The organism is Geobacillus vulcani PSS1, from assembly GCF_000733845.1.
GTDB lineage: Bacteria > Bacillota > Bacilli > Bacillales > Anoxybacillaceae > Geobacillus > Geobacillus vulcani.
Genome location: NZ_JPOI01000001.1, coordinates 3,134,408 through 3,151,298, shown reverse-complemented (window position 1 = coordinate 3,151,298; position 16,891 = coordinate 3,134,408). Strand labels below are relative to the sequence as shown.

At 52.4% G+C, this 16,891-nt stretch carries 11 protein-coding genes and 2 pseudogenes; all 13 read left to right on the top strand.

Translation table 11 applies throughout. The features are described from left to right. Positions 1-53: 53 nt before the first annotated feature. A pseudogene (locus N685_RS0116870) lies at positions 54-341 on the top strand (recombinase RecA); the annotation flags it as partial. 842 nt (positions 342-1,183) lie between these two features. Next, entirely contained in the window at positions 1,184-3,019 is a 1,836-nt protein-coding gene (ltrA, locus tag N685_RS0116865; RefSeq protein WP_031410299.1) for a group II intron reverse transcriptase/maturase, read from the top strand. Between the two features lie 112 nt (positions 3,020-3,131). Beyond that, a pseudogene (gene recA, locus N685_RS0116860) lies at positions 3,132-3,887 on the top strand (recombinase RecA); the annotation flags it as partial. A gap of 536 nt (positions 3,888-4,423) precedes the next feature. Further along, complete coding sequence (gene rny / locus N685_RS0116855; protein WP_011230797.1) at positions 4,424-5,980, top strand: ribonuclease Y; 1,557 nt, start codon at positions 4,424-4,426, stop codon at positions 5,978-5,980. A gap of 101 nt (positions 5,981-6,081) precedes the next feature. After that, a complete protein-coding gene (locus N685_RS0116850; protein WP_031410295.1) occupies positions 6,082-6,876 on the top strand; it encodes a TIGR00282 family metallophosphoesterase in 795 nt (264 codons plus the stop codon). Positions 6,877-7,004: 128 nt separating this feature from the next. Then, complete coding sequence (gene spoVS, locus N685_RS0116845; protein ID WP_003251598.1) at positions 7,005-7,265, top strand: stage V sporulation protein SpoVS; 261 nt, start codon at positions 7,005-7,007, stop codon at positions 7,263-7,265. Between the two features lie 92 nt (positions 7,266-7,357). Next, entirely contained in the window at positions 7,358-8,281 is a 924-nt protein-coding gene (locus N685_RS0116840) for a dipeptidase (RefSeq protein WP_031410292.1), read from the top strand. Positions 8,282-8,436: 155 nt separating this feature from the next. Beyond that, positions 8,437-10,209 carry a 2-oxoacid:acceptor oxidoreductase subunit alpha gene (locus tag N685_RS0116835; RefSeq protein ID WP_031410290.1) on the top strand — a complete coding sequence of 591 codons (1,773 nt, stop codon included), beginning with the start codon at positions 8,437-8,439 and terminating at the stop codon, positions 10,207-10,209. Continuing rightward, complete coding sequence (locus tag N685_RS0116830) at positions 10,176-11,042, top strand: 2-oxoacid:ferredoxin oxidoreductase subunit beta (RefSeq protein WP_031410288.1); 867 nt, start codon at positions 10,176-10,178, stop codon at positions 11,040-11,042. The genes N685_RS0116835 and N685_RS0116830 overlap by 34 nt, the downstream gene beginning before the upstream one ends. Positions 11,043-11,237: 195 nt before the next feature. Then, a complete protein-coding gene (gene miaB, locus N685_RS0116825; protein ID WP_031410286.1) occupies positions 11,238-12,833 on the top strand; it encodes a tRNA (N6-isopentenyl adenosine(37)-C2)-methylthiotransferase MiaB in 1,596 nt (531 codons plus the stop codon). After that, a complete protein-coding gene (locus tag N685_RS0116820; RefSeq protein WP_031410284.1) occupies positions 12,811-13,242 on the top strand; it encodes a RicAFT regulatory complex protein RicA family protein in 432 nt (143 codons plus the stop codon). Before miaB ends, N685_RS0116820 begins: the two co-directional genes overlap by 23 nt. Positions 13,243-13,527: 285 nt before the next feature. Continuing rightward, entirely contained in the window at positions 13,528-14,076 is a 549-nt protein-coding gene (locus N685_RS0116810; RefSeq protein ID WP_015374452.1) for an outer spore coat protein CotE, read from the top strand. A gap of 97 nt (positions 14,077-14,173) precedes the next feature. After that, the gene (gene mutS / locus N685_RS0116805) at positions 14,174-16,885 is read left to right on the top strand and encodes a DNA mismatch repair protein MutS (protein WP_031410280.1); all 2,712 of its coding nucleotides are present in this window, start codon (positions 14,174-14,176) and stop codon (positions 16,883-16,885) included. Positions 16,886-16,891: the final 6 nt, after the last annotated feature.

Sequence of the window (16,891 nt, the reverse complement as noted above, 5' to 3'; positions counted from 1 at the left end):
GCCGCAAAACGCGGTATAGTATAAGTAGTCCTAGAATAAGGAGGAGTAGATGAGTGAACCAGGATCGTCAAGCTGCATTGGAGCAGGCATTAAAACAAATTGAACGACAGTTTGGCAAGGGGGCCATCATGAAGCTCGGGGAGCAAGTCGACCGCAAAGTGTCGGTCGTGCCGAGCGGTTCGCTGGCGCTCGACATCGCGTTAGGCGTCGGCGGCTATCCGCGCGGGCGGATTGTGGAAATTTACGGCCCGGAATCGTCCGGAAAAACGACCGTTGCCCTTCACGCGATCGCTGAAGTGCAAAAGCGGGGCGGGCAAGCAGCTTTCATCGACGCAGAGCATGGTGCGACCTGTTGCTAACCCAAGTATGGTGGAAACGCCATACGAAAAGTTAGCGGGACTGAAACTTAGTAGGTCCTAACTGCATCACCGAGAGCTCGGTGAAAATCCGAGACAGGAATGAAGGTTGGCATTCCTGCCCTAATACCCCGACGTGCGGTCATGGTGCGCAACATGGCTGTACGAAGCTCGGAGAGGACGGCGAAAAGCAGACCTGAGAAGCGGTTAGCGAAGTAGCCGGGGGTCCATAAAGCTCCTATGGCTAGAGAACGCATAGCGTTGGAACGAACCACCGGAAGTACGGCTCGTAAGGCGTGGGGCGCCGAAAAAAGAAGGCGCTCACCTCCTAAGTGAGGTTCAGCCCTGGATGAGGTATTCGTGTTTGCCGAGTCTGGATTGATCCCGTAGAGGATCTTTGCCTTGAGCCCGCCAACCATGGGCAGAAAGGCGGCTGACGGGTCAGAGGTGGAGCCTAAGGGAGCATGCAAGGATAGGTGATGCGGTACAGGTGAACCATCCCAGTGGATGATAAGGGGTGCGCACCCCGATGCCACTAAGCAGTAGGAAATGACTGCTGAAGGGATGGGGCAGCAGCCCGTAGTAGTGATGAAACAGGGTAATGCCTGTTGAGCGAAGGGGCATAGTCGAGTACCTTTTAGGCTACTAACCCCAGACGACGATTAGGAAGCCGTGAGGAAACCCAAAAGAGGGTTTCGGTGAGCGAAACTGACTACCAACGTGTATAATACAAATCCTGAAAGAAAGGATTTGATATTATCACAAACACGTTTCAAGAACTAATCAGCCCGAGGACGGAACAAGAGTTCCGCGACCTACAGGATAAGATGTATGCAATCACGAAGGAATGCTTAAACAAAGGGGACATTCCGCGATTCAAAGGGTTAATCGAAATAGCGAGTAGTGATGTCGTTATCGTCTCTGCGATCCACAAGATCAAATCTAACCGAGGAAGCAAAACCGCAGGGACAGACGAACAAACCATTAACGACATACTAACGCGAAACTATGATGAAGTAATAAACTTCGTCAAAAGAAACTTCAAGAGGTACAAACCTAAACCAATCAAAAGGGTGTTTATCCCAAAACCCGGAAAGAAGGAAAAGAGACCCCTAGGCATTCCAACAATTGCAGACCGAATCATCCAAGAATGCGTGAGGATGACAATCGAGCCAATTCTTGAAGCACAATTCTTTCAACACTCCTATGGGTTTAGACCATACAGAGATCCGAAACACGCAATTGAAAGATGCGTGCACATATGCAACCGCATAGGGTACAACTGGGTAATAGAGGGGGATATCAAAGGTTTCTTTGACCATGTAGATCATACCATCCTGATCAAGCAACTTTGGCACATGGGCATACGAGACAGACGTATGCTTATGATTATCAAATCAATGTTAAAGGCAGGGGTCATGAAGGAAACCAAAGTAAACGAAATGGGCACACCACAAGGTGGGATAATCTCCCCTCTGCTAACAAATGTGTATCTTCATAAACTCGATCAATGGATAATCAGAGAATGGGAAGAAAAGAAGATGCGAAATGGAACCACCAGTCGCACAGCTAAATTCAAGTCGCTTAGAGACCACTCAACTATAACTAAACCCGAGTTTTATGTAAGATACGCAGACGACTGGGTGCTATTCACTGATAGTAAGGAAAATGCGGAGAGATGGAAATCCCGCATCAAGAAATACCTGAAAGAAAACCTAAAACTCGAATTATCGGATGATAAAACCCTTATAACTAACATCAAAAAGAAACCAATGAAGTTTTTGGGTTTCAAGATCAGGATGTTACCTCATGGCAAGGGCGGTAAATACATCGGATATGCGAGTGCAGACAAGGACAAAATCAGAAGGAAGGTCGAGCAACTTAAGAAAGACCTTCGAAGATTAAAATTCTGCCCCGACCAAGAGTGGCTGATCACTGATATCAATCTGATAAACAGTAAAATCAGAGGAATCATCAATTATTACTCTAGCGCTCCTAGTATTAACATGGATGTGAGGGAATTCAGAGAATCCCTCAAATACACATCCTACAAAGCAATAAAGAAATACGGGGCAGAATGGATACCGGCTAACCAGTGCTACAACCTAGCACCACTGTACCCGGACAGAACAGAACAAGTACCTGCGGTAAAAATAAAAGAGAAATGGCTCGGTATAATGAGCATCGGATTCGCAACTTGGATCAAAACTAGCCAAAAGAATCAAAAGGAAACTCCCTATACAGCGGAGGGTAGGAGGATAAGACTCCAAAACACAGGTAAAAAACCACTGACTGTAAGAGCACAATGGCTCCTAGACAGTGGGTACCTCAACCTGATACAAGGAGTCAAATCCAGTCAATTATACAACTTCGAGTTCTTCATGAACCGATGCTACGCCTTCAATAGGGATAAAGGGAAGTGCAAAATATGTGGTGACATACTACAACCTTTCAACACAAGAACACACCACATAAACAACAAGCTTCCACTAAACGAAATAAACAAGGTAAGTAACCTTGCATCGGTCTGCGACGAATGCCATACACTTATCCATAAGAAAGAAATTGATCAAACAGACACTAGTCACTTGAAGGCTTGTGCAATCAAGAAACTCGAGAAGTACAGGAAACATATATACGGGCAGAGTCTTGGGCATGATTAGTAGCCGGGGTACTCGATGGAACGCCGTGTGCGGGGAAACTCGCATGCACGGTGTGAAGCGGGGGAAAACAGCCCCTCCGGGTAATGCTGAGGGTGACTGTTACCTATCGCTATCGCTCGATCCGATTTACGCACAAAAATTAGGGGTCAATATCGATGAATTGCTGCTTTCCCAGCCTGACACGGGCGAGCAGGCGCTCGAAATCGCTGAAGCGCTCGTGCGAAGCGGCGCGGTCGATATTATCGTCATCGACTCGGTGGCGGCGCTTGTGCCGAAAGCGGAAATTGAAGGGGAGATGGGCGACGCCCATGTCGGCTTGCAAGCGCGGCTTATGTCGCAGGCGCTTCGCAAGCTGTCTGGCGCCATTAACAAATCGAAAACGATCGCCATCTTCATCAACCAAATTCGTGAAAAAGTCGGCGTCATGTTTGGCAATCCGGAAACGACGCCAGGCGGGCGGGCGCTCAAGTTTTACGCTTCCGTCCGCTTAGAGGTGCGCCGCGCCGAGCAAATCAAGCAAGGCAACGATATGGTCGGCAACAAGACGAAAATCAAAGTCGTCAAAAACAAAGTTGCGCCGCCATTTAAAACAGCTGACGTCGACATTATGTACGGTGAAGGCATTTCCCGCGAAGGGGAAATTATCGACATGGCGTCCGAATTGGACATCGTGCAAAAAAGCGGTTCGTGGTATTCGTACAAAGACGAGCGGCTTGGCCAAGGGCGGGAAAACGCAAAGCAATTTTTGAAGGAAAACCCGCACATTGCCGATGAAATCGCCCGCGCCATCCGCCAGCATTACGGCATCGATGTCGAAGAGGGAACGAGCGAACCGCAGCAAGACGGGTTCGGATTGCTTGAAGAATAACGGCACAAGGCGTCCTGGCAAGTGGCTGGGGCGCCTTTTTCCATCCGTGCCGCCTGTGAAGAAAGAGGACGGTGAGCCCAAAAAGGGTCGTGGGCGGAACGGTCTTGTTCCGTTGTCACCCTCTAGAAGGTTGGTGAAAAACCGCTGTTTGCCTTGATCGGCGATTGAACGCGTGAACATAGAGGCTGATGCAACAAGTTTTTTCTACTTGAGAAACAATTCCGAGAAGCGGTTGCGCGAGTAAATCACCAGCCTCCTAGACGCGTCCGCCCGCCGTCAAAGTCGAGGGCCGGGGCGCGTCGGTGTAATATCTTGACAATTCCTATTGCCGCCTTTACAATGAACATGTATATTTGTCCATATGCGCGGCAGGGCCATGTGTCCGCCGGCGGACCGCCTTCGTGCGGAAGGCTGCGCGGGCGATTGCAATGCCAAGCGACTGAGCTAATGGATTGAAAACGGGAATGTCCATCTGCGCCGGTCATGGCGGTGAGAAGAGAGCGAAAGGAAACCGAACAGCAAGAGGAGGTGAAACGATGGGTTCGATCATCATCTCCGCTTTGCTTGCCTTAGTCATTGGTGCCGTTGTTGGCTTTTTTGTTCGCAAATCGATTGCCGAAGCGAAAATCGGCGGGGCGAAAGCCGCTGCCGAACAGCTGATTGAGGAGGCGAAACGCGAGGCGGACGCCTTGAAAAAAGAGGCGCTTCTCGAAGCGAAAGACGAGATTCATAAACTGCGTACGGAGGCGGAGCGTGATATCCGCGACCGGAGAAGCGAACTCCAAAAACAAGAAAACCGCCTGATGCAAAAGGAGGAAAATCTCGACCGCAAAGATGAAGCGCTCAACAAACGTGAGGCGTTGCTTGAGGCAAAGGAAGAAGCGTTGAACGAAAGACAACAGCATATTGAACAAATGGAAAGCAAAGTGGAAGCGCTCGTCAAACAACAACAAGCCGAACTGGAACGCATTTCCGGCCTGACGCGCGACGATGCCCGCCAGCTCATTTTAGAGCGCGTGGAGAAAGAACTGTCGCATGAGATTGCGATGATGATCAAAGAGGCGGAAACGCGGGCGAAAGAGGAGGCAGACAAACGGGCGAAGGCGATTTTGTCGCTTGCTATCCAACGTTGCGCTGCCGATCATGTCGCCGAAACGACTGTTTCCGTCGTCAATTTGCCAAACGACGAAATGAAAGGGCGGATCATCGGGCGCGAAGGGCGGAACATTCGCACGCTCGAGACGTTGACCGGCATCGATTTGATCATCGACGATACGCCGGAAGCGGTCATTTTGTCCGGATTTGACCCGATTCGCCGTGAGACGGCGCGCATCGCGCTCGATAAGCTTGTGCAAGATGGCCGCATCCATCCAGCGCGCATTGAGGAAATGGTCGAAAAGGCGCGTCGCGAAGTGGATGAGCATATCCGCGAAGTCGGCGAACAGACGACGTTTGAAGTCGGTGTTCACGGCTTGCATCCGGATTTGATCAAAATTTTAGGGCGGCTCAAATTCCGAACGAGCTACGGACAAAACGTCTTAAAACATTCGGTGGAAGTGGCGTTTTTAGCCGGACTAATGGCGGCCGAGCTTGGGGAGGACGAAATGCTGGCGCGCCGGGCCGGCTTGCTTCATGACATCGGCAAGGCGATCGACCACGAAGTGGAAGGGAGCCATGTGGAAATCGGCGTTGAGCTGGCGACGAAGTATAAAGAACATCCAGTCGTCATCAACAGCATCGCCTCCCATCATGGCGATACGGAACCGACGTCGGTCATCGCTGTGCTCGTCGCGGCGGCCGATGCGCTGTCGGCGGCGCGGCCGGGAGCGCGCAGCGAAACGCTGGAAAACTATATCCGTCGTCTAGAGAAGCTTGAAGAAATTGCCGAATCGTACGAAGGTGTTGAAAAATCGTACGCCATTCAAGCGGGGCGTGAAGTGCGCATTATGGTCAAACCGGATATGATCGACGATTTGGAAGCGCACCGGCTGGCGCGTGATATCCGCAAACGGATCGAAGAAGAGCTTGATTACCCGGGCCATATTAAAGTGACGGTCATCCGTGAAACGCGGGCCGTTGAATACGCGAAATAAAGTGGCTATTGCCACTTTCTTTTTTTGTGCGTAAAATAGGAGGGTATAACGATGCGGAGATGGGCGCAAGGGGATATTTTTCGTTTAGAAAGGGATCAGGGATGAGAATTTTATTTATCGGCGACGTCGTCGGTTCGCCGGGGCAAAAAATGGTGGAGCACTATTTGCCAAAGCTGAAGGAAAAGCATCGGCCGGACGTCGTTGTGATCAACGGCGAAAATGCCGCCGGCGGGAAAGGAATCACCGAACCGATTTACCGGGCGCTTCTCGCTTGGGGGGCTCATGTCATCACGTTGGGCAATCACGCATGGGACAAACGCGATATTTTTGAGTTTATCGATCAGGCGAAGGCGCTGATCCGCCCGGCGAATTACCCGCCGGGCACGCCGGGAAAAGGCATCGTCTTTGTGCCGACCGAGCATGGCGAAGCGGCGATCATCAATTTGCAAGGGAGGGCGTTTTTGCCGGCGATTGACTGCCCGTTTCAAAAGGCGGACGAGCTGATCGCCGCCGCCTCCGCGCGCACGCCGGTCATCATCGTCGATTTCCACGCCGAGGCGACGAGCGAAAAACAGGCAATGGGCTGGTACTTAGACGGCCGCGTGTCCGCGGTCATCGGCACGCATACACACGTTCAAACGGCTGATAACCGCATTTTGCCAAGAGGGACGGCGTACATTACCGACGTTGGCATGACCGGTCCATACGACGGTATTTTGGGCGTCGATCGAGAGGCGGTGCTGCGCAAATTTTTAACCGGGCTGCCGGTTCGTTTCGGCGTCAAGGAAGGAAGAAGCCAATTGAACGCCGTCTTTGTTGATATAGACGAAAAAAGCGGACGGGCGTTGCGCATTGAACGGTTGATCATTAACGATGACCACCCTTATTTTGAATAGTCCATCTTTTGAAAATTTTTTAAAATGTCCTCCTCCCATGCAGGAATAATTGTCGAAACAGTGAATATAGTTACAATGAAGACCTTTTACCGAAATCATTTTCCAAGGAATCGAGGGAGGAGCTAGGAATGGAAATATTAAAAGTTTCAGCAAAATCGAATCCGAACTCTGTAGCTGGTGCCCTGGCCGGTGTGTTGCGCGAGCGCGGCGCAGCGGAAATTCAAGCGATCGGCGCAGGTGCATTGAACCAAGCCGTTAAAGCAGTAGCGATCGCACGAGGGTTTGTGGCACCGAGCGGCATGGACTTGATTTGCATTCCGGCGTTTACGGATATTATCATCGATGGGGAAGAGCGGACAGCGATCAAATTGATTGTCGAACCTCGTTAACTGGATGATCAGACAATGATGATCATAACCTGTTGGCGCCTTCGGCTGCGAAGGCAGGCAGGTTATTTTTGCTTTTTCAAGGGGGGAACGGAATGATCTTCGATGCCCATTGCGATGTGTTGATGAAGTTATGGCTAGATCGGTCCCTGTCGTTTTACGACGGAGCTTCACTTCACGTCACCCTTTCTGGGATGGCGGAAGCAGGGGTGAAAGTGCAATGCTTTGCCATCTACATACCAGAAACGGTGCCCGAGGAAGCGCGGTTCACGGTGGCGCTCGAGATGGTGGATATCTTCTTTGCCCGTGTGATCGAGGAGTTTCCGTCCATGAAGTTCGTGCGGACCAAACATGATATCGCGTCCCTGAAAGAAGGGGAGATCGGTGCTATGTTGACGCTTGAAGGATGTGACGCGATCGGCTCGAACCTTGTCAAGCTGAAGACGCTCCTTCGGCTTGGCGTCGCTTCCGTCGGGTTGACGTGGAACTTCCCAAACGCTGTCGCTGACGGGGCGTGGGAGAAGCGCGGCGCCGGGCTGACGGCGTTTGGCCGGCAAGTCGTTGCACTTCTTAATGAAGCAAAACGATGGGTCGATGTGTCCCATTTATCGGAGAAAGCGTTTTGGGATGTCATCGAGATGGCTCGGTTCCCCATCGCTTCTCATTCCAACGTACATCGTTTATGCCCACATCCACGCAACCTAACCGACGAGCAAGTCAAAGCGTTGATCGAAAAAGATGGCATGATCGGCATTAATTTCGTTCCATATTTTTTGACGGCGAAGAAAAACGAGGCGATGATCGCTGATGTCCTTCGCCATCTCGACCATATATGCGCGCTCGGGGGGGAAAACAATGTTGGGTTTGGTTCCGACTTCGATGGCATCACGGAGACGGTCGCCGGCCTTGGAACGGTAAGGGAATATGCGCGGCTTGTCAACGAGTTGTACAAGCATTACTCCGCCGAGCAAGTATCCCGCTTTTTATTTGGCAACTTCTACGCCCATTTGCCGGAGTGACGAATATCACTGAGTATCGGCTCTGCGTATCCTAGAATAGAAGACAGGGCATCCGCGGCGCCGGCTGAAAAAGGCGTTCAAAATGGTAGTTTCCTTGTCAGAAAAGTGGTACAATAGTAGCGAAAGGCTGGAGTGAATATAAAGGGGTGTAATGCATGATCGAACAGCTGTCATGGAAGGTAGGCGGCCAGCAAGGGGAAGGAATTGAAAGTACAGGGGAAATTTTTTCCACAGCGCTGAACCGTCTCGGATATTACTTATATGGATACCGCCATTTTTCTTCACGCATCAAAGGGGGTCATACGAACAACAAAATTCGCGTCAGCACGAAACCAGTGCGGGCGGTCGCTGATGATTTGGACATCTTGGTGGCGTTCGACCAAGAGACAATCGACTTCAACTTCCACGAGCTGCGTGACGGCGGCATCGTCATTGCGGACGCCAAATTCCATCCGTTGATTCCGGAAGGAAAAGGAGTGGCGCTTTACGCCGTCCCGTTCACCGATATCGCCACACAGCTTGGCAATCCGCTGATGAAAAACATGGTTGCCATCGGTGCGACGAGCGCGGTGCTCGATTTGGACGCTGCTGTGTTCGAAAGCGTTGTTGTGGATACATTCGGGCGCAAAGGGGCGCAAGTCGTTGAGAAAAACATGGAAGCGATTCGCGCTGGAGCGCAATATATGAAAGAGCAGCTTGATGGATCGACGAAAACGATGAAACTAGCCAAAGCCGACGGCAAACGGCGAATGTTCATGATCGGCAACGACGCCATCGCCTTGGGCGCCATTGCCGGCGGGGCGCGTTTTATGGCTGCCTATCCGATCACCCCGGCTTCGGAAATTATGGAATATTTAATTAAAAAGCTGCCCGATTTTGGGGGCGCGGTCATCCAGACAGAAGATGAAATCGCAGCCTGTACGATGGCGATCGGCGCCAACTATGCGGGTGTGCGGGCGTTCACCGCTTCCGCCGGACCGGGGTTGTCGCTTATGGCCGAAGCGATTGGACTAGCTGGGATGACGGAAACACCGCTTGTGGTGGTTGACACGCAACGAGGCGGTCCAAGCACCGGCTTGCCGACAAAGCAAGAGCAGTCCGATTTGCTCGCGATGATCTATGGCACACACGGGGAAATTCCCAAAATTGTCATGGCGCCAAGCACGGTCGAAGAAGCGTTTTACGATATGGCGGAAGCGTTCAACTTAGCTGAGGAATACCAATGCCCGGTCATTTTTCTGTCGGATTTGCAGCTGTCGCTCGGGAAGCAGACGGTCGAACCGCTTGATTACGATCGAATTGAGATCCGCCGCGGCAAACTGGTGAACGGAGAACTGCCGCCGCTTCCAGACAAAGACAATTTCAAACGGTATGAACTGACGCCGGACGGCGTTTCGCCGCGGGTGCTGCCGGGGACGAAATACGGCATCCACCATGTCACCGGGGTCGAACATGCCGAAACAGGCCGCCCGTCAGAGACGGCGGCGAACCGCCGGGCGCAAATGGAAAAACGGATGCGCAAACTTGAGCACATTCATTTCCCGACGCCGGTCCACAAACAACTCCGCCACGAGGAACCGGATTTGCTCCTTGTTGGCTTTTTATCGACGCGCGGAGCGATTGAAGAAGCGATGGAGCGGCTCGAGCAAGACGGCGTCAAAGTCAACCATGCGCATATCCGCCTGCTTCATCCGTTCCCGGTTGACGACGTGCGGCCGCTTGTCGAAAAAGCAAAGCGGGTCGTCGTCGTCGAGCAAAACGCGACCGGACAATTGGCCAGCTTGTTGAAAATGAACGTTGGGCATGCCGATAAAATGGCCAGCGTCTTAAAATTCGACGGCAATCCGTTCTTGCCGGGCGACGTCTATACTAAATGCAAGGAGTTGTTAGCGCAATGGCCACCTTTAAAGATTTCCGCAATGATGTGAAGCCAAACTGGTGTCCGGGCTGCGGCGACTTTTCCGTGCAAGCGGCCATCCAGCGCGCGGCTGCCAATCTCGGGTTGGAGCCGCACGAGCTGGCGGTCATTTCCGGAATCGGCTGCTCAGGCCGCATTTCCGGCTACATTCACTCTTACGGCTTCCATGGCACGCACGGCCGCGTTCTGCCGCTGGCGCAAGGAGTGAAAATGGCAAACCGCGATTTGACGGTCATCGCCGCCGGCGGGGATGGCGACGGGTTTGCCATCGGCATGGGGCACACGGTTCATGCCATTCGCCGCAACATCGACATCACATACATTGTCATGGACAACCAAATTTACGGGCTGACGAAAGGACAAACATCGCCGCGCAGCGCTGCCGGTTTCCAAACAAAAAGCACGCCGCACGGATCGATCGAGCCGGCATTGTCGCCGCTCGAGATCGCGTTAAGCGCCGGAGCGACGTTTATCGCCCAAGGCTTCTCAAGCGATTTGAAAGAATTAACGAGCTTGATTGAAGAAGGCGTCAAGCATAAAGGATTTGCGTTCATCAACGTCTTCAGCCCGTGCGTGACGTACAACAAAGTGAATACGTACGAGTGGTTCAAAGAGCGGCTCGTCAAGGTCAGCGACATCGAAGGATACGACCCGTCCGATAGGGAGATGGCGATGCAGACGGTCATGAAATACGATGGGCTCGTCACCGGGATCATTTATCAAAACAAAGAACAAAAGTCGTATCAAGAGCTTGTGCCGGGCTACAGCGAAGCACCGCTTGCTGAGGCGGAGCTGAAAATAAGCAAAGAAAAGTTCGCTGAACTTATGGCGGAGTTTATGTAAAAATGGAAACAACTTGCACCCGATGGGGGCTTGCCTCATTGGGTGTTTTTTTGTTATCATAACATGTTCCGGGCTTCCGGAACAATTCCCATTGTGTTTCTTGGCAGTTGACGATATACTATGATAATGTGTAGTTGGAAGAAATTTGCCGAGGATCATGCAATGATGTTGGACAGAAAGGAGATAGCGATTGCGATGAACGAAAAACAACGTTTGGAGCAAACGGGACAAATCAAAACGGAAAGCCATCCAGCGGACAGAAAATCCGCCTTGGACCGGCTGAAAGAAAAAACGACGAAAGATTATGAGAAGTATTTCACGAGGGTGTTTCTTCCGCCGAATTTAAAAGAGGCGAAGAAACGCGGCAAAGAAGAAGTCAACTATGTAAAAGACTTCGCGATTCCGGACGAGTTCCGCGGCATGGGGCGCGGGCGGAAGTTTTACATTCGCACGTACGGCTGTCAAATGAACGAGCATGATACAGAAGTGATGGCCGGCATTTTCATGGCGCTCGGCTATGAGCCGACCGACAGGCCAGAAGACGCAAACGTCATTTTGCTCAACACGTGTGCGATCCGTGAAAACGCGGAAAACAAAGTGTTTGGCGAGCTCGGCTACTTAAAGCCGCTCAAAACGACGAATCCAGACTTGTTGCTCGGCGTGTGCGGCTGTATGTCGCAAGAAGAATCGGTCGTTAAGAAAATTTTAAAGCAATACCAATATGTCGATCTCATTTTCGGCACGCACAACATCCATCGCTTGCCGTACATTTTGCATGAAGCGTACATGTCGAAAGAAATGGTCGTTGAAGTATGGTCGAAAGAAGGCGACGTCGTTGAAAACTTGCCGAAGGCGCGCAAAGGGAAGATTAAAGCGTGGGTCAACATCATGTACGGTTGCGACAAGTTTTGCACGTACTGCATCGTCCCGTATACGCGCGGCAAGGAGCGGAGCCGCCGCCCGGAAGACATCATCCAAGAAGTGCGCCAGCTCGCTGCCCAAGGCTACAAAGAAATTACGCTGCTCGGGCAAAACGTCAACGCTTACGGGAAAGATTTCACCGACATCCAGTACGGCCTTGGTGATTTAATGGATGAGCTGCGCAAAATCGATATTGCGCGCATTCGTTTCACAACGAGCCATCCGCGCGACTTTGACGATCGGCTCATCGAAGTGCTCGCCAAACGCGGCAACTTGGTTGAGCATATTCATTTGCCGGTGCAATCGGGCAGCACGGAAATTTTGAAAATGATGGGACGCAAGTATACGCGCGAGGAGTATTTGGAGCTCGTCCGCAAAATCAAAGCCGCCATTCCGGATGTCGCGTTGACGACGGATATTATCGTCGGCTTCCCGAACGAGACAGATGAGCAGTTTGAAGAAACGCTGTCGCTTTACCGCGAAGTGGAGTTTGACTCGGCCTACACGTTCATTTATTCACCGCGCGAAGGCACGCCGGCGGCGAACATGAAGGATAACGTGCCGATGGAAGTGAAAAAAGAACGGCTCAAGCGGCTGAACGACCTTGTACAAGAAATCGCGGCCAAGAAAATGAAGCAATACGAAGGGCAAGTCGTCGAAGTGCTTGTGGAAGGCGAAAGCAAAACGAATCCGGATGTATTGGCGGGTTATACGCGCAAAAACAAGCTCGTCCACTTCGTCGGCCCCAAATCGCTCATTGGCCAATTGGTCAACGTGCGCATTACGCAGGCGAAGACGTGGACGCTGACAGGCGAACTTGTGAATGAAGCGATCGAGGTGAACGAACATGGCAAAATATACGCGGGATGATGTATTGGCCCAGGCGAAGCAGTTGGCGAAAATGATTGCGGAAACGGAAGAAGTCGACTTTTTCAAACGGGCCGAAGAAAAAATCCATCAAAACGAAAAAGTGCGCGCGTTGATCAACGAATTAAAATCGCTGCAAAAACAGGCTGTCAATTTGCAGCATTACGGAAAACATGAAGCGCTGAAACGGGTTGAGGCCAAAATTGACGCCATTTACGAAGAGTTGTCGCAAATCCCGATCGTCAGCGAATTCCAGCAGTCCCAAGCAGATGTGAACGACCTGCTTCAGCTCGTCGCCTCGACGATTTCGAATACGGTGACCGATGAAATTCTCGCTTCGACGGGCGGCGACGTGCTGCGCGGCGAAACCGGGGCAGCGCTTCGGTACAGCAAACACGGCGGCTGCCATTAATGGCATGCGGCGCAAAAGCGTCCTTCGGGGCGCTTTTTTCTTATGGGGGCGCTCTCTCGCAGCTCGTATCAATGCCCGACCGACACCATGAACAAAGATGCTTTTATGGGCGCGCTCTCCCTGTTCCCGAACCGCGGGCGGCTGCCTGGCGGCAAAAAAGAAGGCACATCGAACGGAGCAGGCGCATACAATGAACTATACGGAATAATGATTCATTTGCTGTGCACATTAGCGGAGATGGCGCATAGGATGAAATGAAGATTCATTTGAGGAGGGTTCCGTTCGATGTCTGAATACAGAGAAATTATTACGAAAGCCGTTGTCGGCAAAGGCCGCAAGTTTACACAATCGACCCATACGGTGACGGCGCCGAACCGCCCGTCAAGCATTCTCGGCTGCTGGATCATCAACCACCGTTATGAAGCGAAAAAATGCGATAAAACGGTCGAAATTCACGGCCATTATGACATCAACGTCTGGTATTCGTACAACCACAACACCAAAACCGAAGTCGTCACCGAAACGGTGTCGTATACGGACGTTGTCAAATTAAAATATCGCGACAAAGACCATTTAATCAGCGATGACACCGATGTCATCGTCCGCGTCATCCAGCAGCCGAACTGCCTCGAATGCACGATTTCGCCGAACGGCAATAAAATCGTCGTCGACGTTGAGAGGGAGTTTGTCGCCGAAGTGATCGGCGAAACGAAAGTATGCGTTGCGATCAATCCGGAAGGCTGCGGCAAGGACGACGATTTTTGCGACGAGGATGACCTTGATGAAGAATTAGAAGATTTAAGCCCGGATTTGCTGCTTGGAGAAGAAGAATAAAAACTAGGAAATTTCTTTCCTAGTTTTTTCTTTTGCCGCTTGTTATAATAGTAGCGCAATCAACGGGCCTTCGGGCTGAAAAGGTTGGGGAGAAGCGATGCCATCGTACACACCGATGATCCAGCAATATTTGCACATTAAAGCACAATATCCGGACGCGTTTTTATTTTTCCGACTCGGCGATTTTTACGAACTGTTTTTTGACGACGCCATCAAGGCGGCGCAAGAGCTGGAAATCACGCTGACAAGCCGCGATGGCGGCGGGGATGAACGGGTGCCGATGTGCGGGGTGCCGTACCATTCGGCGCAAGGATATATTGAGCAGTTAATCGAAAAGGGATATAAAGTCGCCATCTGCGAACAAGTCGAAGATCCGAAAACGGCCAAAGGCGTCGTGCGCCGCGAAGTGGTGCAGCTCATCACCCCTGGGACGCTCATGGAAGGCAAAGGGCTCACCGAGAAGGAAAACCACTACTTGGCGGCGCTCACGCCGTTTGCTGATGGTACATACGGATTGGCTTACGCGGATTTGTCGACCGGCGAGGTTCGGTTGACGCTTCTTTCTTCGTGGGAGGAAGCGGCGAACGAACTGCACGCCGTTGGAGCGCGGGAAATCATCGTAGCCACAGACAGCGCCGAAGAATGGGTGCGCGAGCTGAAAGAGCGGTACGGGGCGGCGGTCTCTTATGAGGACGACACATCGCTATGCGATGAATGGCGCGGCGTCATCGGACATGTGGCGCAAGAAAAGTTGCGGACGGCCGTCGCCCGCTTGCTTCATTACCTCGTCCGCACGCAAAAGCGGCAGCTTGATCATTTGCAGCCAGCTGAGTTGTATCAAGTTGACCACTATATGAAAATGGACCGACATTCCAAGCTGCATTTGGAGTTGGTCGAAACCGTGCGGTCTAAAGGGAGAAAAGGTTCGCTCTTATGGCTGTTGGATGAAACGGTGACAGCCATGGGCGGGCGGCTCTTAAAACAATGGCTGGACCGGCCGCTCATTGACCGGCGTGAAATCGAACGGCGCCTCGATTTTGTGGAAACGTTGAAAACGAGCTATTTTGAACGGCAGGAGCTGCGCGACAGGCTGCGCGGCGTTTATGACATTGAGCGCCTTGTCGGCCGCGTCTCCTACGGCAACGCCAACGCCCGCGATCTCGTGCAGCTGAAAAAGTCGCTTCTTCAAGTGCCGTCGCTCCGCCAGACGGTCGGCGCGCTGCCGCTCGCTGAAGCGGACAAGCTGTGCGAGCGCCTTGACCCGTGCGAAGAGCTCGTCGATTTGCTCGAGCGCTCGATTCAAGAACAGCCGCCGCTTTCCGTCAAAGAAGGGAACCTTATCAAAGATGGGTATGACAAGCAGCTCGACCGTTACCGCGACGCGAGCCGCAACGGCAAAGCATGGATCGCGGAACTGGAGGCGAAGGAGCGGGAAGCGACTGGCATCAAATCGCTCAAAGTCGGTTACAACCGTGTGTTTGGCTACTATATTGAAGTGACAAAGCCCAATCTTCCCCTTGTTCCGGAGGGCCGCTATGAGCGGAAGCAGACGCTCGCCAACGCCGAGCGCTTTATCACCCCGGAATTGAAAGAAAAAGAGGCGCTCATTTTGGAAGCGGAAGAAAAAAGCATCGAACTCGAATATGAACTGTTTGTCGCTATTCGCGAGCAGGTGAAGCAATACATCCCGCGCCTGCAGACGCTGGCGAAAGCCATTGCCGAGCTTGACGTGCTTCAATCATTCGCCACGATCAGTGACGAGTATCGCTACGTGCGTCCCCAGTTTTCCACGGAGCGCGTCTTGGTGATTCAAGGCGGCCGCCACCCGGTTGTCGAAAAAGTGCTCGGCGCGCAAATGTACGTGCCGAACGACTGCTACATGAACCGCGAGCGGGAAATGCTGCTCATCACCGGACCAAACATGGCTGGAAAAAGCACGTACATGCGGCAAGTGGCGCTCACCGCCGTCATGGCGCAAATCGGCTGTTTCGTTCCCGCCGAGCGGGCGGTGCTGCCCATTTTTGACCAAGTGTTCACCCGCATCGGCGCCGCTGACGACCTGTCGGCAGGGCAAAGCACGTTTATGGTCGAAATGTTGGAGGCGCGCCGCGCCATCGCCCATGCGACACAAAACAGCCTCATTTTGTTTGATGAAATTGGGCGCGGCACATCGACGTACGACGGCATGGCGCTCGCACAGGCGATTATTGAGTACATTCATGATCATATCGGCGCGAAAACACTGTTTAGCACCCACTACCATGAACTCACCGCCTTGGAGCGTTCGCTCCCGCGGCTTGCGAATGTCCATGCCCGCGCCATTGAGGAAAACGGCAAAGTCGTCTTTTTGCATCAAATCGCCGACGGGCCGGCCGACAAGAGCTACGGCCTTCACGTCGCCGAGCTGGCCGGGCTGCCGGCTTCACTCATTGAACGCGCGCGGGCCATTTTAGCGGAACTGGAGAAGGTAGCGGGAAAACGGGAAGCCACCGCAGGCCGGATGGATGATGGCGCTTCGACCGGAGCGGGTTTGGCTTTTCAGGGGAACGAAGCGTTAGACGTCGGCGGCAAGGTTGAACGCGAGAAGACCTCCCGTCCGTCAGCCGGTGCGGCGCGGGAGGGCGTTTTGGAGGAAGCGGCGTTTGAGCAGCTGAGCATGTTTCCTGACCTTGCCCCAGCGCCTATGGAGCCTCCTCTTTCAAACAAAGAGAAAAAGGCGCTCGCGGCGCTGAAAGAGGTCAATTTGCTCGAGATGACGCCGCTTGAGGCGCTAAACAAACTGTATGAACTGCAAAAGCTCGTCAAGTAAAGGAGG